This is a genomic window from Burkholderia sp. HI4860 (genome assembly GCF_002223045.2).
GTDB lineage: Bacteria > Pseudomonadota > Gammaproteobacteria > Burkholderiales > Burkholderiaceae > Burkholderia.
Window position 1 is genome coordinate 2,260,779 of record NZ_NKFO02000001.1, and the last position, 18,420, is coordinate 2,279,198.

Annotated in this window: 16 protein-coding genes; 7 read left to right on the forward strand and 9 right to left on the reverse strand. The window is 66.7% G+C overall.

The genetic code is table 11. The features are described 5' to 3' along the window. Nucleotides 1–119 precede the first annotated feature (119 nt). Both CFB34_RS10105 and CFB34_RS10110 read left to right on the forward strand, forming a co-directional pair. The gene (locus tag CFB34_RS10105; protein ID WP_179243728.1) at nt 120–1,310 is read left to right on the forward strand and encodes a DUF6402 family protein; all 1,191 of its coding nucleotides are present in this window, start codon (nt 120–122) and stop codon (nt 1,308–1,310) included. Continuing rightward, on the forward strand, nt 1,307–1,807 hold the full coding sequence (locus tag CFB34_RS10110) for a hypothetical protein (protein ID WP_242808588.1): 501 nt from the start codon (nt 1,307–1,309) through the stop codon (nt 1,805–1,807). The genes CFB34_RS10105 and CFB34_RS10110 overlap by 4 nt, the downstream gene beginning before the upstream one ends. Before the next feature lie 309 nt (nt 1,808–2,116). Here CFB34_RS10110 and CFB34_RS10115 read toward each other — a convergent pair whose 3' ends face one another. Continuing rightward, a complete protein-coding gene (locus CFB34_RS10115) occupies nt 2,117–2,914 on the reverse strand; it encodes a helix-turn-helix transcriptional regulator (RefSeq protein ID WP_089442619.1) in 798 nt (265 codons plus the stop codon). A gap of 95 nt (nt 2,915–3,009) precedes the next feature. On the opposite strand from CFB34_RS10115, the gene CFB34_RS10120 reads away from it, so the two are divergent. Both CFB34_RS10120 and CFB34_RS10125 read left to right on the forward strand, forming a co-directional pair. Continuing rightward, nucleotides 3,010–3,261 (forward strand): hypothetical protein, encoded by a 252-nt coding sequence (locus CFB34_RS10120; RefSeq protein WP_089442618.1) that lies wholly within the window; start codon nt 3,010–3,012, stop codon nt 3,259–3,261. Nucleotides 3,262–3,307: 46 nt separating this feature from the next. Continuing rightward, nucleotides 3,308–4,273, forward strand: coding sequence for a zinc-binding alcohol dehydrogenase family protein (locus tag CFB34_RS10125; RefSeq protein ID WP_089442617.1), 966 nt, complete (start codon nt 3,308–3,310; stop codon nt 4,271–4,273). A gap of 184 nt (nt 4,274–4,457) precedes the next feature. Here CFB34_RS10125 and CFB34_RS10130 read toward each other — a convergent pair whose 3' ends face one another. The 5 genes from CFB34_RS10130 to CFB34_RS10150 all read right to left on the reverse strand — a co-directional run bounded on the left by CFB34_RS10130 (nt 4,458) and on the right by CFB34_RS10150 (nt 11,439). After that, nucleotides 4,458–5,549 (reverse strand): porin, encoded by a 1,092-nt coding sequence (locus CFB34_RS10130; RefSeq protein ID WP_089442616.1) that lies wholly within the window; start codon nt 5,547–5,549, stop codon nt 4,458–4,460. A gap of 130 nt (nt 5,550–5,679) precedes the next feature. Then, a complete protein-coding gene (locus CFB34_RS10135; protein ID WP_089442615.1) occupies nt 5,680–6,747 on the reverse strand; it encodes an ABC transporter ATP-binding protein in 1,068 nt (355 codons plus the stop codon). After that, entirely contained in the window at nt 6,740–8,512 is a 1,773-nt protein-coding gene (locus CFB34_RS10140) for an iron ABC transporter permease (protein ID WP_089442614.1), read from the reverse strand. Before CFB34_RS10140 ends, CFB34_RS10135 begins: the two co-directional genes overlap by 8 nt. A 120-nt stretch (nt 8,513–8,632) precedes the next feature. Then, complete coding sequence (locus CFB34_RS10145) at nt 8,633–9,733, reverse strand: ABC transporter substrate-binding protein (protein ID WP_089442613.1); 1,101 nt, start codon at nt 9,731–9,733, stop codon at nt 8,633–8,635. A gap of 218 nt (nt 9,734–9,951) precedes the next feature. Then, nucleotides 9,952–11,439: a PLP-dependent aminotransferase family protein gene (locus CFB34_RS10150; protein ID WP_089442612.1), complete on the reverse strand. Its 1,488-nt coding sequence runs from the start codon at nt 11,437–11,439 to the stop codon at nt 9,952–9,954. 102 nt (nt 11,440–11,541) lie between these two features. On the opposite strand from CFB34_RS10150, the gene CFB34_RS10155 reads away from it, so the two are divergent. The 3 genes from CFB34_RS10155 to CFB34_RS10165 all read left to right on the forward strand — a co-directional run bounded on the left by CFB34_RS10155 (nt 11,542) and on the right by CFB34_RS10165 (nt 15,185). Then, entirely contained in the window at nt 11,542–12,780 is a 1,239-nt protein-coding gene (locus CFB34_RS10155; protein WP_089442611.1) for a multidrug effflux MFS transporter, read from the forward strand. A gap of 124 nt (nt 12,781–12,904) precedes the next feature. After that, on the forward strand, nt 12,905–13,585 hold the full coding sequence (locus tag CFB34_RS10160; RefSeq protein ID WP_089442610.1) for a response regulator: 681 nt from the start codon (nt 12,905–12,907) through the stop codon (nt 13,583–13,585). 181 nt (nt 13,586–13,766) lie between these two features. After that, a complete protein-coding gene (locus CFB34_RS10165) occupies nt 13,767–15,185 on the forward strand; it encodes a sensor histidine kinase (RefSeq protein ID WP_089442609.1) in 1,419 nt (472 codons plus the stop codon). Between the two features lie 84 nt (nt 15,186–15,269). On the opposite strand, the gene CFB34_RS10170 is transcribed toward CFB34_RS10165, so the two are convergent. The 3 genes from CFB34_RS10170 to CFB34_RS10180 all read right to left on the reverse strand — a co-directional run bounded on the left by CFB34_RS10170 (nt 15,270) and on the right by CFB34_RS10180 (nt 18,400). Further along, entirely contained in the window at nt 15,270–16,136 is an 867-nt protein-coding gene (locus CFB34_RS10170; protein ID WP_089442608.1) for an MOSC N-terminal beta barrel domain-containing protein, read from the reverse strand. An 88-nt stretch (nt 16,137–16,224) separates the two neighbouring features. Next, nucleotides 16,225–17,178, reverse strand: coding sequence for an ABC transporter substrate-binding protein (locus CFB34_RS10175; protein WP_089442607.1), 954 nt, complete (start codon nt 17,176–17,178; stop codon nt 16,225–16,227). A gap of 37 nt (nt 17,179–17,215) precedes the next feature. Beyond that, nucleotides 17,216–18,400: a cytochrome c gene (locus CFB34_RS10180; protein ID WP_089442606.1), complete on the reverse strand. Its 1,185-nt coding sequence runs from the start codon at nt 18,398–18,400 to the stop codon at nt 17,216–17,218. Between the last annotated feature and the right edge of the window lie 20 nt (nt 18,401–18,420).

Consider the following 18,420-nt stretch of genomic DNA (forward strand, 5'->3'; position numbering starts at 1 on the left):
GCTTCTACAAGTTTGTTGTGACTTGCTCAATCGGGCACTGTTGATGCGTGGCGGTGCGCGGCATTGTTGGGTTTCGTGCGGCATTGTAAGGTCGACGACTCTACAATCCGAGTGAAAGCATGACGCGCTATAACAACAGGATTCCATACTTCAAGATCAACAAGCTAGTTTGGACTTGGAAGCTATGTGAGGGGGACGATGCAGGCATCCCGGTGTGCGATGTCGGTTTATCAATGGCAATGGCTCCCCCAGTGACGGCGTCAACAGTAAAGCCATCTACGCCCATCGCGCGGGCTGACAAGCGGGACTCGCTCGATAAGATGGTGGACGACATCGAAAGAATTGCGGGTGCATTTTCACGCTTCAAGAAATGGTTGGACGCGCCTGCTCCGCCCAAGCGACCGAAACCGGTGGAGAAGGAACGGGAAGTTCCGCCTTTCGATATTCAGCAAATCCCAGACGCCATGCGCAAGGAGCATATGCCGGTTTCTGCGAAGCTGATGGAGCGATGGTTTTCTGGAGAGCTTAACTATTCGATCACACCAAAGGATCAGCAGAACGAGATCAACCAGAATGGCGAGCTCTACCCTGAGTCGATGGTCGATCGAACCACCATCAAACTAGATTGGGTTCTTAGGCATGCGCGTGCAAAAAAGCAATATGATTATCTTATAAATGTCGCCATATATAGTCCGCGTGCATACGAAATACTTAAGGATATTCTTGGGCGCTATAGTAGTCGCGGGAGCGTATCATCCTGGGAAATAAGTGGAACCGATATCCGAAAACTACACAAGCAATTCCAGTTCCAGCGAGCGGCGGTAGAGAGTTCATTTGAACAGAAGGCATTGCAGGCTGTTCGGCGGTTTCCGGAGGGTGGCGTTCCCGACGATCTTACTGGTGCGTTGGGGGCATTCAATTTTTATGCGGCAGTGGCTCGCGCTACTTTCGATGCTGAAAATAAGAGTGCAACGGTTACGCATATTGTTGTATACGTGAGAGACGGTTATTCCTTTGAGGGGCCTGATGATTCGCGGTCACAGTATCTAGGCCATTGGGGAAAAGGCGGTGTGATAATCGTTCCGATTTACGCGGCGGCGAATCTTGCGGATCAGCCTTGGTTTGATTTTCCCATAGTGGCAGGCGGCACAGCCGCAAACCTCTATGAACCGGGAAAAACATACTATCCGGTTCGAAATCGCTCGTTCCGAGAGTGGCAAGCTAAGTACCACCGAGGGGGAGATTTCATAATTTTTTCCGACTATAAGCCAATCATGCTGGCTAAACCGATAACGGTGTATTTTGAATGAACGGCTTGGCGACTGCTATGCAAGCAGCGGGAATTCTTGTGCTCGCGGAAATTGCGGTGTTTGTGGTAATTGCATGTATTCTGACGATTGTTCTGTCTGGGATGTTGCATAAAGAGGGGCGTTTCACGCGAATGAAAGCGCGAATGAAGACGCTAGGTTTTGCTCTGACATTTGTCATTTTTCTGTGCTGGGCCAGCTCTTACTATCAGGATGCGCGCATACGTGCCCATGCAACACAGTTTGATACCGAGCGATCGAGGAACGATGGGGGCCGTTATACGGCGCAATACGCGTACCTGGGAAGAGATCGGATCCTTTTGCGACTCTATCGGACATCCGACATGCGACTGCTTGCCGAGCGGACTTACGAGTATTCGGATGCCGTCCGCCTGGTGTGGACCAAGGAATCCTTGATATTCGATACTGCTGTCGATAGTGGTGGGGAGATTAAACTTCCACCTACACATTTCGATCGATTCACGGCGATGTTGCCTTAGCTGTCGGTAATCTGGCAAAGAAGCGGTCCCGGGACTGTGAAAGCGCTTCGTGATTCTCGTGTGTGATTAGACGCTAAAGCGTACACGTTCTCGACGAGTGTGTTTGCTGCGCAATCGTTCCGATTTGCTCGCGGGGCAGCTCGAGCGGACATCATGTCTGATGGATCGGGGGATTCCCAATGCAATTATCTCGATAATCTGCAACACCAGAGCATGGTTCAGACTTGCAAGGTGCTCAAAGCCTATCGGGAAGTCCAGTGGACTGCTGTTGTGCGATGAGTTGGTTCGATGCGATACGCGAATTACTCGCTATGCAGCACTTGGAGTCGGCGGCCCATCCGCCATATACCTCCCCGGCGTCGTCCCCAACGCGCGCCGGAACATGTCGATGAACGCGCTGACGTTGTCGTACCCGAGATCGAGCGCGATCGTCGTCACCGGCACGCCGTCGGCAATGCGCTCAAGCGCCCGCAGCAGCCTGGCCTGCTGACGCCACTGCGCGAACGTTAGCCCCGTTTCCGCGACGAAGCGGCGGCTCATCGTCCTCGCGCTGATGCCGGCCCATTCGGCCCATTCCTCCAGCCGCCGGTTGTCCGCTAGATCGGCGGCAAGCGCATCGGTGATCTTCATCAGCCGCGGATCTTGCGGCCGCACCAGTCCCAGCGCCTCGACTTCCGACGACGCAATTTCGTCGAGGATCACGTCGGCGATCCGCGTTTGAGCGGCATCCAGCGCCGCCCCCTCCCAACTCGCCGCGCGCTGCACGGCTTCGCGCAGCAGCGGCGTCGTGCGGATCGCGCGCGGCGTATTCGGCAGCGCCGCACAGCGTGCTTCGGCAACGAACGCCGACCAGCCGGAAATCGGCCCGAACGAGCGCAGCGAATGCCGGCAATGCGGCGGAATCCAGATTGCATGGATCGCCGGCACGACCCAGTCCTGATCGTCGAGACCGATCGTCAGCAGCCCGCTCAGCGCGCCGACGAGCTGGCCGCGCGCATGCGAGTGGGGCGGCGTCACGCGCGGGTCGCGTTGCGACAGGACGGCCGCGACGACAAACGGGCCGTCGTCGGACGTGACGAATCGGGCAGGCAGGAGTGGGTCGGACATGGCCGGATATCGGTATCGAATGGCTGTTATACCGGAGATCGGCCGGATTCGCACGCCTACACTGCGTCCATCGATGACAACCGGAGTACGACACGATGCGAGCCGAACAGCTGCTTCCCGACCATGCCGACCGGATCGAAGCCGACGGAACGACGATCCGCAAGGGTACCGTCGGCGCGTTCCTGGTCAACGCGCAAGTGCTGACCGATCCGAACGCCGCGCCCGCCGACCGGGCGCGCGCGGAAGCCGACACGATCGACGCATTGCCCGCGTTGCGCGCACTTGGCCTGTTCGACGTGCTGGACGTACGCGACCCCGCGCTGCGCGCGTGGCTCGATGCGCAATGACACGCGCCGCAATCGTCGATCGGGATCCCTGATTCAAGGAGCAACCATGAAAGCAGCAGTCGTGACGGGCGCCGGCGAGCGTCCCGTCCATATGGAATTCGACGCGCCGCGTGCGATGCCGGGCCATCGCCTGATCGACGTGAGGGCGTCCGCACTGAGCCGGATCGCGCAGGGGCGGGCGTCCGGCACGCATTACTCGTCGGACGGGCGCTATCCGTTCGTCGTCGGTGTCGACGGCGTGGGACGTCTCGACGACGGGCAACGCGTCTACTTCTTCGGCGCGCCCGCACCGTTCGGCGCGATGGCCGAGCGCACGATCGTGCCCGATACGCGGTGCGTGCCGTTGCCCAACGCGCTCGACGACATCACGGCCGCGGCGATCGCGATTCCCGGGATGTCGTCGTGGGCCGCGCTGACCGAGCGCGCCCGGCTCGTCGCGGGCGAGACGGTGCTCGTCAACGGCGCGACGGGTACGTCGGGGCGGCTGGCGGTGCGGATCGCGAAGCATCTCGGCGCCGCGAAGGTGATCGCGACCGGCCGCAACGCGGCTGCGCTGCAGGCATTGCTGAACGCGGGCGCGGATGCCGTCGTGTCGCTGCAGCAGGACGACGCGCATCTGGCGCGTGCGCTCGAGCCGCATTTCCGTGCCGGCGTGGACGTCGTGCTCGACTATTTGTGGGGGAGCAGCGCGCAGACGCTACTGGTTGCCGCCGCGAAGGCGACCCCCGATGGCCGGCGGCTGCGTTTCGTGCAGATCGGCTCGATCGGCGGCGCGGATGTGCTGTTGCCGGGCGCGGTGCTGCGGGCGACGGCCATCGAGCTGATGGGCAGCGGCCTCGGCAGTGTGTCGCTGCCGCGCCTGCTGGCCTCGGTGCGCGGCGTATTCGACGCGGCCAGGCCGGCGGGGCTGGCAATCGACACGCGCACGGTGCCGCTGTCGGCTGTCGGCGAACACTGGGGCGATGTGAACAGTCTCGTGCGCCCGGTGTTCACGATGCGCGAAGGCGGATGACGAAGAGGCGGCGCACCGCCTGTCCGCACGCACGGCTGGGGCCGTTTCGCACGCGATCTCGTCAGGATACCGACGGGTCCTGCGAATCGGTTCGTGCAACGACCAACGGTAGGGGGGCCCGTCGCGAACGGGCGAACGGGCGGGTGGCGGCGCGCAACACACGCGCCGCCACCCGCCGTCAACCTCAGAACCGCTGCTGAATCCCCGCCGTCACCCCGACCTGCGTGGTGCCGTACCCGTTGACATCGCGCGATACACCGACCTTCTGCCCATGCTTCCCGATCGCGAACGCGCCGGCCGCGTACAGCACCGTGCGCTTCGACAGCGCGTAATTCGCACGCATCGACACGAGCGTCGGATCGGCATCCGTGCCGCCCTTGATGTTCTGGTGATACACGGCGCCGATCAACGAGAACGTCGGCGTGAACTGGTACGACCCGCCGACCCAGTACATGTCGCTCAACTGGTTCGCGGCGCTCGTGCGATACGTGCGCTTGTAGTTGCGGTAGCCGGCCATCGTCTTCAGGTTGCCGAAGTCGTAGCTCAGGCCCGCATGAATCCCCTGGACGTAGTTGACCGTATCGGCCGGCGTCACGCTGTCGGCCGCGCCGTTCTGCCGGTCGAACGCGACCACCGCGCCGAACGGGCCTTGTTCGTAGCCGACCGCGAAGTCGTATTTCGAGCTGGTCTTCATGCTGCCCGGCACGTTGCCGAAGCCGTACAACGCGCCGAACTTGAAGCCGCTGAATTCACCGTCGTAGCGCACCGCATTCGACGAGCGCGTGAACATGCCGTCCTTGCGGCCGCCGGTCGCCATCGACGACGAGGCCCACGAGTAGTTCTGTGCGTAACCCATCGGGTCGAACGGCAGCATGTAGTCGTAGGTGACGGTGTAGTTGCGGCCGAGCGTCAGTTCGCCCCATTTGCCCTTCAGGCCGACCGTCGCGCGGCGCGCGAAGATCGAGTCGGGGCCGTCGTCGAGCGCGCCGTTCGCGAGGTCGATCCCGCTTTCCAGCCGGAACACGGCCTTCAGCCCGCCGCCCAGATCCTCGACGCCGCGCAGGCCCCAGCGCGACGTGTTCTTGTTGCCGGACTTGAGCTTGACGGAATTGCCGCCTTCCGGCGCCGCGTGGTTCGTGAATTCGACGCCGGCGTCCATGATCCCGTAGATCGTGACCGACGACTGCGCGTGCGCGGCCGGCACGGCGAGACAGGCGGCCGCGGCCGAACCGGTGAGGACTACTGTTCGAATGGAACGTTCTGCGCGTGACTTCATTTTGACGATGTCTCCTTGATTTTTTGTGGGTGGTTGAAACAGAAAACGGGTACTCGTCGCGCCGATGCGCGTCTCGAAGGGAGGTGCGCGCGACTGCATGCGCGGCGGCGCGCGGGCCGCCGCGACGGGGTCAGCCCGCCTTCGCGAACGCCCAGCAGTCGTTGGCCGGGAATTCGATCCAGTGCTTGCCCGCTGCACGCGGCACGTGACCGAATGCGCGCAGGCGCATCTCGCCGCAATGGAACAGGTATTCCCAGCGGTCGCCGAGATACATCGACGTGACGAGGTCGGCCTGCAGCCGGTTCGCGCCCGGGCCGTCGGCGACCTGCACGCGTTCGAGGCGGATCACGGCCTGCGCGTCCTGGCCCGGCGCGAAGGTGTCGCGGGCGAGCGCCTGCAGTTCCCAGCCGTCGCCGGCGAGCGTCACGCGTTCGCCGTCAATGGCCGCGACGCGCGCATCGATCCGGTTGTTGCTGCCCATGAACTCGGCCGTGTACAGCGAGCGCGGCGCGCCGTACAGCTCGGCCGGCGTGCCTTCCTGCTCGATGCGGCCGTTGCGCAGCAGCAGGATGCGGTCGGACATCGCCATCGCTTCGGTCTGGTCGTGCGTGACGCACAGGGCCGACAGCCCGAGCGACACGATCAGTTCGCGCAGCCAGGCGCGCGCTTCCTCGCGCAGCTTCGCGTCGAGGTTCGACAGCGGTTCGTCGAGCAGGATCACCGGCGGGTTGTAGACGAGCGCGCGCGCAATCGCGACGCGCTGTTGCTGGCCACCCGACAGCTGATGCGGAAAGCGTTCCGCGAGATGGCCGAGGCCGAGCTGGTCGAGCGCGGACTGCACGCGGCGCTTCTGTTCGGCCGGTGCGACGCGGCGCAGCTTCAGCCCGTAGCCGACGTTGTCGGCGACGGTACGGTGCGGCCACAGCGCGTACGACTGGAACACGAGGCCGAGCGAGCGTTGCTCGACGGGCAGATCGACGCGCTGCGCGCCGTCGAAGAACACGCGATCGTCGAGCTGGATGCGGCCGTCGGACGGCTGTTCAAGGCCGGCCACCGCGCGCAGCAGCGTGGTCTTGCCGCTGCCCGACGCGCCGAGCAGGCACACGACTTCGCCGGCCTTCAGTTCGAACGACACGCCCTTGAGGATCGGATTGGCGCCATAGCTGAGGTGCAGGTCGTCGACGATGAGCTTATCCATGAAGTTTCACTCCGAAACGCAGGGCCACGCCGAGACCGGCGCCGACCATCGCGATGTTGATGACAGAAAGCGCGGCGACCTGGTCGACGGCGCCGGTCGCCCACAGCGACACGAGCAGCGCGCCGATCACTTCGGTGCCGGGCGACAGCAGGTAGACGGCCGTTGAGTATTCGCGCTCGAAGATCATGAAGATCAGGAGCCACGCGGCGAGCAGGCCGAAGCGCACGAGCGGCAGCGTCACGTCGAGCGACACGCGGCTGCGCGTCGCGCCGACGCTGCGGCCGGCTTCCTCGAGCTCGGGGCCGACCTGCAGCAGCGCGCTCTGGATGAGCCGCATCCCGTACGCGAGCCACACGACCGTGTACGCGATCCAGATGCTCCACATCGAGTTCTTCAGCTCGCGCAGGCCCGGGACGAACAGGAAGATCCACAGGAACGCAAGACCGGCGAGCAGGCCGGGCACCGCGCGCGGCAGCAGCACCAGGTAGTCGAGCAGCTTGGTGGCCCAGTCGGGGCGGCGGTGGCCGGCGAACGCGACGAGCGAGTAGAAGCCGATCGCGAGCGCGCCGCCGATCACGCCGATGCCGAGCGTATTGATGATCGCGCGCACCAGGTTGTCCTGCTCGAACAGTTCGATGAAGTTCGACAGCGTCAGCACTTCGGCGAGCGCGACGCCTTCGCCCCAGTTGGTCACGAACGCGCGCAGCACGATGCCCGAGATCGGCACGATCACGGTCAGCATCAGCCACAGCGCGACGATCGCGAGCGCAACCCAGCGCCAGACGCCGAGCGGCAGCACCGTCGCGCGGCCGGCCTTGCCCTTCACGGTGACGAAGCGGTTCGCGGTCTTCAGCAGGCGGCGCTGCAGCAGCACGAGCGGGAACGTGATCGCGACGATGCACACCGCGACCGCGGCCATCAGGTGATACGACGGCACGCCGAGCTTGTTGGTCAGCTTGTACAGGTAGGTCGCGAGCACGAGGTGGCCTTCCGGGTCGCCGAGCACGAGCGGCAGCCCGAACACCTCGAAGCCGAGGAAGAACACCAGCACGCCGGCGAACAGCAGCGCGGGCATCGTCATCGGCAGGCTCACGTCGAGCGCGACGCGGAACGGGCGGGCACCCGTCACGCGCGCGGCTTCCTCGACGTCCGAGCCGAGGTTGCGCAGCGCGGCCGACGAGTACAGGTACACGTGCGGCACGTGCGTGAGGCCGACGATTACCGTGATCGCGAAGACGGAGTACACGTTCCAGGGCACGCTTTGCACCCCGAACATTTCCTTGAACCACACCGAGTAGAAGCCGACCGGGCCGGCGGCGACCACGTAGCCGAACGCGAGCACCATCGGCGAAACGAACACCGGCGTGAGCAGCAGCGGTTCGAGCCAGCGGCGGCCGGGCAGGTCGGTGCGCACCATCAGGAACGCGAGGATGCCGCCGAGCGGGATCGAGATGAACAGCATCCCGCCGGCGATGATGAACGAGTTCTTCACGGCCGACCAGAAATCGGGATCGCTGAAGACGAAACGGAAGCCCTCGATGCCGAGCGTCCTGTTCGCATCGAAGAACGGCGCGGACAGCAGGCTCTGGAACAGGATGAAGCCGAGCGGCAGCGCGACCGCGATGGTCAGTACCGCGACGACGATCCAGCGCAGCATGCCGGCGAGCGGCTGAAGGCTGCTGACCGGTAGCGCGGGGATCGCATCGCGCGGGCCGGCGGCGGGCGGAACGGCAGGCACCGATCCGCGTGTGCTGGTTGAAAGCATGAGTTCGCCCCTGCGGCCATCCGGATGGCCGCCTCTAGGAAGTCGGTATGGGGAAGGGGCCGCCCGCGCGACGTGGCGGGCGGCCATTGGCGGGCCGAAGCCGGTCAGTGGATCAGTGGATCAACCCTTGATCGCCTGCTGCCATTGCCTCAGGAACGCGAGCCGCTTCGACTGGTCCAGATAGACGAGCAGGCCGGTGCCGATCTGGATCGGCTTCAGCGAATCGCCGAGTTCCTTCGTGAGGCCCGCGGCCGACGTTTCGCCGGTCACGTCCGTGCGGATCGCGTACAGGTTGGCCTGGTTCGCGATCAGCGTCTGGCCGCGTTTCGACAGCAGGTAGTCGACCCACAGCTTCGCGGCGTTCGGATTCTTCGCCTTCTTCGAGATGGTGGCGAGGCGGCTCACGACCTGCGTGTAGTCCTTCGGAAACACGTAGCCGATCGACTTGTCCTTCTTTGCCTTCGCGTACGCATACGATCCGAAGATGTTGTAGCCGATCAGGTTCTCGCCCGACGAGATGCGCTCCATCATCGCGCCCGTGCTCGACTGCAGCTTCGGGCCGGTCGCGCCGATCGCCTTCACGAGTTCCCACGTGACCTTCTCGTTCAGGTGCGCGTCCTGCGTCAGCGCATTGAAGCCGACGCCGGATTTCTCGACGTCGTACGTCGTGAGCTTGCCCTTGAACTTGTCCGGTTGCGACGCGAGCAGCTTGATCAGCTCGGCGCGCGTCTTCGGCACTTCGTTCTCGGGGATCAGGCGCTTGTTGTAGACGATCGCGAGCGGCTCGAACGTCGTGCCGTACGCCTGCTTCTGGTACTGCGCCCATTGCGGCAGGTTCGCGCTTTCGGGCGAATCGTAGGACGCCATCAGGCCGTCGTTGACGAGCTTGACCTGCAGGTCCATCGCCGAGCTCCACAGCACGTCGGCGCTGGTGCTGCTCGCCGCGTTCTCGCTGATGTAGCGGTTGTACAGCTCGGTGCTGTTCATGTCGTTGTACTCGACCTTCACGCCGTACAGGCTTTCGAAGTCCTTGATCAGCGGGCGCACGAGGCCCGTGTCGGTCGTCGAGTAGACGATCAGCTTGCCTTCCTTCTTCGCGGCGTCGATGACGCCCTGGTAGCTCCCCGGATACCCGGCCGGAACCTGCGCGGCGGCGTTGCCGGCGGCAGTGCCCAGAACGACCGCCAGCGCGGCGGCGAGGTGCTTCGGTGCAAACGGCATGTCTTCCTCCAGTTACGTCCAGGTGTTGTTCGAGTGGAGCGGATGTTAATTGCGACGCACTTTCAGCCTGCTTTCATTTTGATAAGCAATCGTGTCCATCGTGTCATGGATTTCCCGAGGTCGAAGCGGCGGCGGCCGCGCGTCTGGCAGCGCGCGGCACGGTCGGGCGAGGGGGAGCGGCGGGTTGCAGCGGGGCGCGGCAACGATGACAGGCGCGGCTAGGCCGGTTGCGCGAGCAGCTTGCCGAGCAGCCGGCCGCCATGCCGCGCGTGCGCGGCCGTCAGCGCGGAATACCCGACGACGACGCCCGCTTCGCACCGGGCGCTTCGACAGAATCCGCGGATCGGCTGCAATTCGATGCCGACCGCCTGGGCTTGCGCGACATACGTCGCGTCGTCCATCCCGGGCGGCAGCCACAGTACGAAATGAAAGCCCGCGTGCTCGCCGGACACCGTGTAACGTCCGCCCGCGTGTTTCGCCAGCTGGTCGAGCACGAGGTCGCGCCGCTGGCGGTATGCGTGACGCGCGGCGCGCAGGTGCTTCGCAAAATCGCCGTGCGCGATGAAGCGGGCCAGCGCCAGCTGCGGCGCCACGCCGACCGAGCGCGCGGTCGCATGCCACACGGCCGACAGCGCCGGCCGCAGTTCCGCGGGCACCACCTTGAAGCCGATCCGCAACCCCGAGAACAGCGTCTTGTTGAACGAGCCGCAGTAGATCACGCGATCGCACGCGTCGAGCGATTTCAGCGCGGGCAGTGGGGCGGTCTGGTAGCTGAATTCGCCGTCGTAGTCGTCCTCGATGATCCACGCGCGGGTGCGCTGCGCCCAGTCGAGCAGTTCGAGCCGGCGCGACACCGACATCGTGACGCCGAGCGGCGCCTGATGGGCAGGCGTCACGTAGGCCGCGCGCGCATCGGGATGCCGCTCGAGTGACGCCGTGTCGATGCCTTCGCGATCGACCGGCACGTCGATCACGGTCGCGCCTGCGATCGTGAAGATCTGCCATGCCGACGCATAGCCGGGATCTTCCATCAGCACCGTCGAGCCGGGCGCGAGCAGCGTGCGCGCGACGAGATCGATCGAATGGCGGATGCCGGTCGTGATGAAGATGTCGCCAGCGTCGCACGGGATGCCGCGGTATTCCCGCAGGTACGCGGCGATTTCGTCGCGCAGGCTCTCGACGCCTTGCGCCGGCGTGGCTCCGAGGTCGTGCGCGGTCGCGGCAAGCAGGCTGGCCCCAAGCGCCTTCTTCCATTGCTGCATCGGCAGCAGGCCGGGATCGGCAAGCCGCGCGACGAACGGCACGCCCGGGCGCACGCCTTGTTCCGGCACGGCGGCGTCGGTCATGGGTGCCGGCGCGGCGTGTGCGCCGGCTGGGGGAAGGTGGGTGTCGCGCGATTGCGCGGCCGCGCGCAGATAGCTGTCCGGCACCACCGCGCATACCCGCGACCCCGACCCTTGCGTGCGGGCGATGTAGCCCTCGGAGCACAGCCGGTCGTACGCCGCTTCGACGGTTCCCCGGGCGACGCCCCAGCGCGCGGCGAGCGTACGGCTGGACGGCAGCGGGCTGTCGCCGGGCAGCAGGCGCTTCAGGATCGCGTCGCGCAGCGCGTCGGCGATGCACTCTTGCTTCGACTGCGGACTGCCCGCGGACAGCCCGGCCGGGCAAGGCAGATCAAGCGGAATCGCGGCTTTGCCTCGCGGCATAGTGGTCTATTCAGTTACGGATTTAATGGTCCTTCAGCTTATATCACTTTGACCTTAGATTGCTGTCGACCCCATCAATCCAACCGGAGACGAACTCACCGCATGAAAACGCGTTCATTACCCCAGTGGGGGTGGCTGTTCCTGTTGATGCTCGTCGTGTGCCTGCCGCGGGTCACGATTGATGCGTACCTGCCGTCGCTGCCGGCGATGGCGGACGCGCTGCACGGCACCGACGCCCAGTTGCAGCTCACGCTGACCCTGTACATGGTCGGCTACGCGCTGTCGATGCTGGTGTCGGGGCCGTTGTCCGACCGTTATGGCCGCCGTCCTGTCCTGCTCGGCGGCTTGTGCCTCTATGTGGTCGCAAGCGTCGCCTGCGCGTGGTCGGCCAGCGTCACGGCCATCGTCGCCGCCCGCATCTTTCAGGCGTTGGGCGGCTGCAGCGGAACGGTGATCGGTCGGGTGATCGTGCGCGAACGCTTCCCGACCGCGATGCAGGCCACGATGCTGGGCCGCATCTCGGCGGGCATGGCGCTGTCGCCGGTGATTGCGCCGCTGGCCGGCAGTGCGCTGGCCGAATGGCTCGGCTGGCGCGGCGTGTTCGGTTTGCTGGCGGTGGGCGGGCTGGTCGCAACGGCGATGGTGCTGCGCTACCTGCCCGAGACTCGCGAACGCAACGCGCGGCCGGCGCCGAGCGCGGGGCTTCTGCGGACGTACGCGGGCCTGCTGCGCGAGCGCAGTTTCCTGCGCTATTCGCTCGCCATCAGTTTCGCGTACTGCACGTACTACCCGTTCATCGCGGAATCGTCGACGCTGTTCCAGCGGCAGCGCGGCGTAACGGGCCCGGTGTATGCGGCGATCTTCGGCCTGACCGTGCTCGGCTACCTGATCGGTTCGAACCTGTTCGCGCGGACCGGCACGCGCTGGAAGGCCGATTCGGTCATTGCGGCAGCAGCGGGCGTCAATCTGGCCAGCGCCGCCGTGTTGTGGATCGGCGGTGCGATCGCGCCGACGGCGGTCGCGGCGCTGGTCGTCCCGATGTTCTTCGTGATGATCGCCGTCGGGATCGCGATTCCGGCCTGCCAGTTCGCGGTGATGCAGCCGTATACGACGATCGCCGGGACGGCGTCCGGGCTGTTCTTCTTTATCCAGATGGCGATCACGGCCGCGTGCGGCGGCGTGCTGGCATGGCTGTCGGACGGCACCGCGCGCCCGATGATCGTCGTCACGGCCGGCGCGAGCGCCGCATTCCTGACGGTGGCGGTCGGCCTGCGCGAGCGGCGCCGGGCAGACGACGGTTCGCGCTTCGCGACGCGGAGCCGGCCCGCCGCCGAGCGCTGAGCGACGGACGGCGCGCCGGCCGACGTGCGCCTGCGCGGGCGGCGCAACCCGTGTTTCCGCGAGGCGTCGCGATGGAAAGGATCATGTAATGTAGCGGCCTGTCGCTGACCTTACGGAATCCCCCATGCGTGTGCTGCTCGTCGAAGACAATCCGAACCTCGCCCAGTCGTTGAACGACGCGCTGAGCGCGGCGCGCTTCGCGGTCGATCACATGACGGACGGCGAGGCGGCCGACCACGTGCTGCGCACGCAGGACTACGCGCTGGTGATTCTCGACCTCGGGCTGCCGAAGCTCGACGGGCTGGAAGTGCTGCGGCGGCTGCGCGCGCGCCGCAATCCGGTGCCGGTGCTGATCCTGACCGCGCACGGCTCGGTCGAGGATCGCGTGAAGGGGCTCGATCTCGGCGCCGACGACTATCTCGCGAAGCCGTTCGAACTGACCGAACTGGAGGCACGCGCCCGCGCGCTGATCCGCCGCAGCCTCGGCCACGAGCATTCGCGGGTCGAATGCGGGCCGCTTTCGTACGACAGTATCGATCGCAGCTTCCAGCTTGCGGGCGAGCCGCTGTCGCTCACGCCGCGCGAGCGCTCGGTGCTCGAGGTGCTGATCCTGCGCAACGGCCGCGCGATCAACAAGGAAACGCTGTCGGAGAAGATCTTCGGGCTCGACGAATCGGTGAACGCCGATGCGATCGAGATCTACGTGTACCGGCTGCGCAAGAAGCTCGAGAACACGGGCATCGCGATCGTCACGCTGCGCGGGCTCGGTTACCTGCTGGAAGCGAAGGCGGAGACGGCTGAATGAGCCGCCGCGGCGCTCACGATCTTTGCGCGGAACGGATGGGCACGTTGACGCGCAACGCCGGATCGACACGTTCACGGCCCGCCAACGACACGCACGCCATTCACGGCAGACCGAGCGGGCGCGGAGCGGTGCGGGGTGCTTGCTCCGCCATGCCCTACGGGCCTGCCTGGCAGGGGGCCGCGTGACCCGCACGAACCTGCGCACCCAGGTTGCGCTGTGGCTGCTGCTGCCGCTGCTCGGGCTGCTCGCGCTCGACTCGTGGCTCACGTACCAGCGCGCGATGAGCGCCGCGCACGTCGCGTTCGACCGCACGCTGTCGTCGTCGCTGAAGTCGATCCGCGAAGGCGTGCGGCTCAACGACGGCGAGATCGAGGTCGACCTGCCGTATCTCGCGCTCGAAATGCTCGAGTCGAGCGACGGCGGCAAGGTCTACTACCTGATCCGCGAGGACAACGGCCACACGATCACCGGCTACCCGGACCTGCCGCTGCCGCACGGGCGCGACGCAGGCGACGGCGCGCTGTTCGTCACGCGTTACTACGACGTCGTCTATCGCGGCGAGCAGTTGCGAATGGCCGCGCTGCGCATCCCGGTGCACGACGTGCCGACCGCACAGTCGCGCATCGTGTGGGTGATGGTCGGCGAGACGATCGAGGCGCGCCAGGCGCTCGCGCGCGAGATCCTGGTGGGCTCGCTGCTGCAGGAAGGGTTGCTCGTCGTGCTGGCGCTCGGCATCGTGTGGCTCGGCGTCGGGCGCGGGCTGCGGCCGCTTAACCGGCTGTCGGCCACCGTCGCCGCGCGCAGTGAGGACGATACGACGCCGCTCGATACCGGCGCGGTGCCGAGCGAACTCGCGCCGCTCGTCGAGTCGATCAACCAGTACATCGGCCGCACGCAACGGATGCAGGTCGCGCGGCGCCGTTTCTTTGCCGATGCGGCCCATCAACTGAAGACGCCGCTCGCGGCCGTGCAGGCCGGGGTCGAGCTCGCGTTGCGGCCCGACGAGCAGCCGCGCGCGAACGGGCACCTGCGGCGTGCGAACGGCGCGGTGCGGCAGGCCGCGAAGATCGTGCAGCAACTGCTGTCGCTGTCGCGGCTCGATTCGGACAGCGGCCATGCGGTCGCGCACAAGCCGGTCGCGCTGCACCGGCTCGCGCGCAGCGTAACGCTCGACTGGTCGCCGGTCGCCCGCGCGCGCGACATCGATCTCGGCTTCGAGCACGAGGCCGATCTCGACGTGCACGGGCAGTCCGACCTGCTTGGCGAAATGATCGGCAACCTGATCGACAACGCGATCCGTTATGCGGGCGATCGCGCAGTGATCACGGTGCGCGTGTCGCGCGACGGCGAGCACGCGCGACTCGACGTCATCGACAACGGGCCGGGCATTCCCGCGGACGAGCGCGACGCGGTGTTCGAGCGCTTCCATCGCGGCAGCAAGACGCAGACGGTCGAAGGGACGGGGCTCGGGCTGTCGATCGTGCGCGAGATCGCGCGCGTGCATCAGGGTAGCGTGACGCTGGCGGATGCGGCTGGGGGCGGGCTGGTCGTGACGATCTGGTTGCCGGCGGCGAACGACGCCGCGCCGCGCGCTGCGTGATGGCGAGCAGGGAGGCGGGAAGCGGTGGCTGTGAGCCGCGGCTTCCCGGCAGTGAAAGGGGGCGAGCGGCTCCGCGCGCCCGGCTCAATCGCCGAACCCGATCTCCGCTTCCAGCGACTGGCCGATTTCGAGCCACGCGCCCGCGCCCTCGACGACGATCGCATTGATGCCGAACGTCAGCTCGCCGTTGAAGTTCGGATTCGCGCGATAGGTCTGCATCGTGTCGGTCGGCTCGTGCGGCCACGCCGGATCGGGCGCGCCGGTGGCCTGGTCGATCGTCGGCATCGGGCAGCGCGTGCACGGCTTCACGAGGCGCAGCCGCACGGGTGTCGTGCCTTCCGTGTCGAGGTGTTCGACGAAATCCTCTTCGAACGCGTCGAGATCCGACACGACGATATTCGGGCGGAAGCGGTTCATCGGGATCGCCGGTGCGCCCTTCGCGGCGAGCCGCGCGTTCAGATCGTCGAGCGACGACTGGCCGATCACGAGCAGCGGATAACCGTCCGCGAACTGCGTGTGCGTATCGATCTCGCCGGTCCATTTGCGGTTGCAGCCGCGGCGCGCGTCGGGCGCGAAGCGCACGAGCTTCGTGGGCGTGCCGAGGAATTCGGTGAGCCAGGCGGCCGTTTCGGGACCCGTGTCGATCGCGTCGACGGTGTCGCGCCACACGGTCGCGGCCATTTTCGGCGTGGCGGGCGATACGTCGCCGTCGAGCGGCGTGCGGATCTCGCGCATGCCCGGCGCGTTCAGCACGAGCGCATCGCTGTCGAGCGCCGTGCGGATCAGCGCGAGGCGCGGGTGCGTGCGCTGCGTGATCATCTGCCCGGCCGGGTCGGTGATCAGCCAGTGGCGGTCGTACGCGAGGCCCGTTTCGAGCAGTTGCGCGCGCGACAACGCGATGCCGGCACAGGATTTGATCGGGTAGACGAAGAGTTCGGCGATGGCTGGCATGACGCTGGCTGGAGGCGAATGGCGAGACTGCGATTGTGCCAGATCATGCCGAAGCCGTTTGGACGGCTGCGCGCCGTCGCGTAGCCAGTCACGCGAGCGGGAAGCCGGAGTCGAACGTCGTGCGCACATCGAGCGGCTGGCGCAGCAGTCCCGCTTTCAGATAGAAGTCGGCCGTGCGTTGTTGCTCCGCGATGACCGTCGCGTCGATCGGCAGCCAGCGCGTGTTGCGGCGCTCGAACTGCAGCTTCGCGGCCGCCGGCGGAATGCCGATGATGCGCGCGAGTGCGGCGGAATACGCATCGACGTGGCGGTACGACCAGGTCTGCGCGCGGACGACGCGCCGCAGGAAATCGTGCAGCACGTCGCGCTTCGACGCGATCGCCGCGTCGGTCGCCGCGAGGTAGCTGAGGCCCGACCACAGACCGCGGCCATTGACGAGCACGCGCGCGCGGCCGCTCGTTTCGGCGAGCGCGGTATAGGGCTCCCAGGTCGCCCACGCGTCGATCGAACCGGTTGCGAGCGCAAGCATCGTGTCGGCCGGCGGCAGGAAGCGGAACGACACGGCGTCGGGCGGCAGGCCCGCTGCATCGAGCGCCTTCAGCGTGACGAAATGGCCGATCGAGCCGCGCGTGGTGCCGATGCGCTTGCCTTTCAGGTCGGCCGCGCCTTTCAGCGCCGCGGCGGGCTGCACAAGCACCGCCGTGCCGTACGGGTCGGAACGGTTCGCGCCGATCACCTTGATGCGTGCGCCCGATGCGAGCGCAAAGATCACCGGCGCATCGCCGATCGGGCCGCAGTCGACGGCGGCCGCGTTCAGCGCTTCGGCGAGCGGCGCGGCGGCCGGGAACTCGGTCCACGCGATGTCGTACGCCAGGCCGTTCAGCTCACCGGCCGCTTCGAGCAGCGCGCGCAGCCCGCCTTTCTGGTCGCCGGCGCGCAGCAGCGGCCGCGAGCCCGATTGCGCGTGCAGGGCAGCCGGGGCCGCGGCGATCGTGGCGAGGGCGCTCGCCTGTGCGAGGAAATGGCGTCGGGTCGGATTCATCGTGAAGCTCGGTCGGAAGAGAAGTTCAGGGATTCAATCAATGCGGAAGCCCGGCCTGCACATCGCGTACGAGTTCGGTGTCGACGCGCAGCAGCAGCGCGGTCAGCGGATCGCCGGTCGGTGTCGGTCCGGCCGGTCGTGCGGTGGCGTCCGAACGGCACAGCAGGTCGGCATCCGACCAGCCGGCGCTGCCCGGCAACGCGCGTGCCCGCAGCCAGCCGCGCCGATCGGCGAGGAGCTGCGTACCGCCGAGCGCGTCGGGTGCCACGCCGGCAATCGTCGCGAATGCGCGCCACGCATCGGGCGTGGAGGCGACGCAATCGGCTCGCGCGGCGCCGGTCGCCTGCGCCACGGGCGCGCCGCGTGCCGTGACGAGCAAGGTTTGCCAACGCGCGTCTTCCGGCGGCGGTGTCGCGCCCGACGCGAGCGCGACGACGCGCACACGCTGGCCGTCGCGCCAGCGCTCGAGCGGCTGGGGCGCGGCGGCGCCGCAGCGCACGTCGAGCGCCGGCAGCGGGACCGGCACGGGCCACGCGCCTTCCGCCTGCGCGCCGCTGCCCGCGGCGAGCGCTTTCAGGTAGTCGAGCACGGCCCAGGTGTCCTGGGGGCCGAGCGTCGCGGCGAAGCCGGGCATCGTCGACGCGCCGTGCTCGTCGCGCGTGCCGTGGCGCACGCGCCAGAACAGCTCGCCGTCGAGACGTCGGGCGAGCAGCGTGCCGGCGAAGGTCGGCGGCCAGTGCGGGAGCGTGGCCGCGAGCGGCCCTTCGCCGCGTCCGTCCGTGCCGTGGCATGCCGCGCAGTGTTGTGCATACAGGTGCGCGCCGCGCATCACGTTCGATACCGAAAACGGCACGGGATCGCGCTGGAAACTCGTCGGCACGGCGGGCGAGAGCCACAGCGAAGACGGCGGGCACGGCGCGAACCACGCAACCGCCAGCGCGGCGAGCGCGGACGCGACACGCCATTTGCGCGACACAAGTGCGATGCCCGCGAGCACGACGGCCAGCGCCGTCGCCGCCATGGCGAATGCGAGTTGCCGCGTGAGTCCCGCGTCGATGCGCAGCGTTTCGAGCGCGATGCGATGGGCCCACGGCCACGCGGCTTGACCGTCGGCGTCGCCCGTCAGCCCGATCGCATGCAGCACGCGCGCCAGCGCGATTTGCGCGCGATACAGCCCTTGCAGAAACAGGAGCGCCCAGTCGGCGAACGTCGGCGCGTTCATCGGCTACGGCCGCGCCGCGC

Coding starts and splice junctions, on each gene's coding strand:
- CFB34_RS10105 (WP_179243728.1), top strand. CDS start 120: ATGACGCGCTATAACAACAGGATTCCATACTTCAAGATCAACAAGCTA.
- CFB34_RS10110 (WP_242808588.1), top strand. CDS start 1,307: ATGAACGGCTTGGCGACTGCTATGCAAGCAGCGGGAATTCTTGTGCTC.
- CFB34_RS10115 (WP_089442619.1), bottom strand. CDS start 2,914: ATGTCCGACCCACTCCTGCCTGCCCGATTCGTCACGTCCGACGACGGC.
- CFB34_RS10120 (WP_089442618.1), top strand. CDS start 3,010: ATGCGAGCCGAACAGCTGCTTCCCGACCATGCCGACCGGATCGAAGCC.
- CFB34_RS10125 (WP_089442617.1), top strand. CDS start 3,308: ATGAAAGCAGCAGTCGTGACGGGCGCCGGCGAGCGTCCCGTCCATATG.
- CFB34_RS10130 (WP_089442616.1), bottom strand. CDS start 5,549: ATGAAGTCACGCGCAGAACGTTCCATTCGAACAGTAGTCCTCACCGGT.
- CFB34_RS10135 (WP_089442615.1), bottom strand. CDS start 6,747: ATGGATAAGCTCATCGTCGACGACCTGCACCTCAGCTATGGCGCCAAT.
- CFB34_RS10140 (WP_089442614.1), bottom strand. CDS start 8,512: ATGCTTTCAACCAGCACACGCGGATCGGTGCCTGCCGTTCCGCCCGCC.
- CFB34_RS10145 (WP_089442613.1), bottom strand. CDS start 9,733: ATGCCGTTTGCACCGAAGCACCTCGCCGCCGCGCTGGCGGTCGTTCTG.
- CFB34_RS10150 (WP_089442612.1), bottom strand. CDS start 11,439: ATGCCGCGAGGCAAAGCCGCGATTCCGCTTGATCTGCCTTGCCCGGCC.
- CFB34_RS10155 (WP_089442611.1), top strand. CDS start 11,542: ATGAAAACGCGTTCATTACCCCAGTGGGGGTGGCTGTTCCTGTTGATG.
- CFB34_RS10160 (WP_089442610.1), top strand. CDS start 12,905: ATGCGTGTGCTGCTCGTCGAAGACAATCCGAACCTCGCCCAGTCGTTG.
- CFB34_RS10170 (WP_089442608.1), bottom strand. CDS start 16,136: ATGCCAGCCATCGCCGAACTCTTCGTCTACCCGATCAAATCCTGTGCC.
- CFB34_RS10175 (WP_089442607.1), bottom strand. CDS start 17,178: ATGAATCCGACCCGACGCCATTTCCTCGCACAGGCGAGCGCCCTCGCC.
- CFB34_RS10180 (WP_089442606.1), bottom strand. CDS start 18,400: ATGAACGCGCCGACGTTCGCCGACTGGGCGCTCCTGTTTCTGCAAGGG.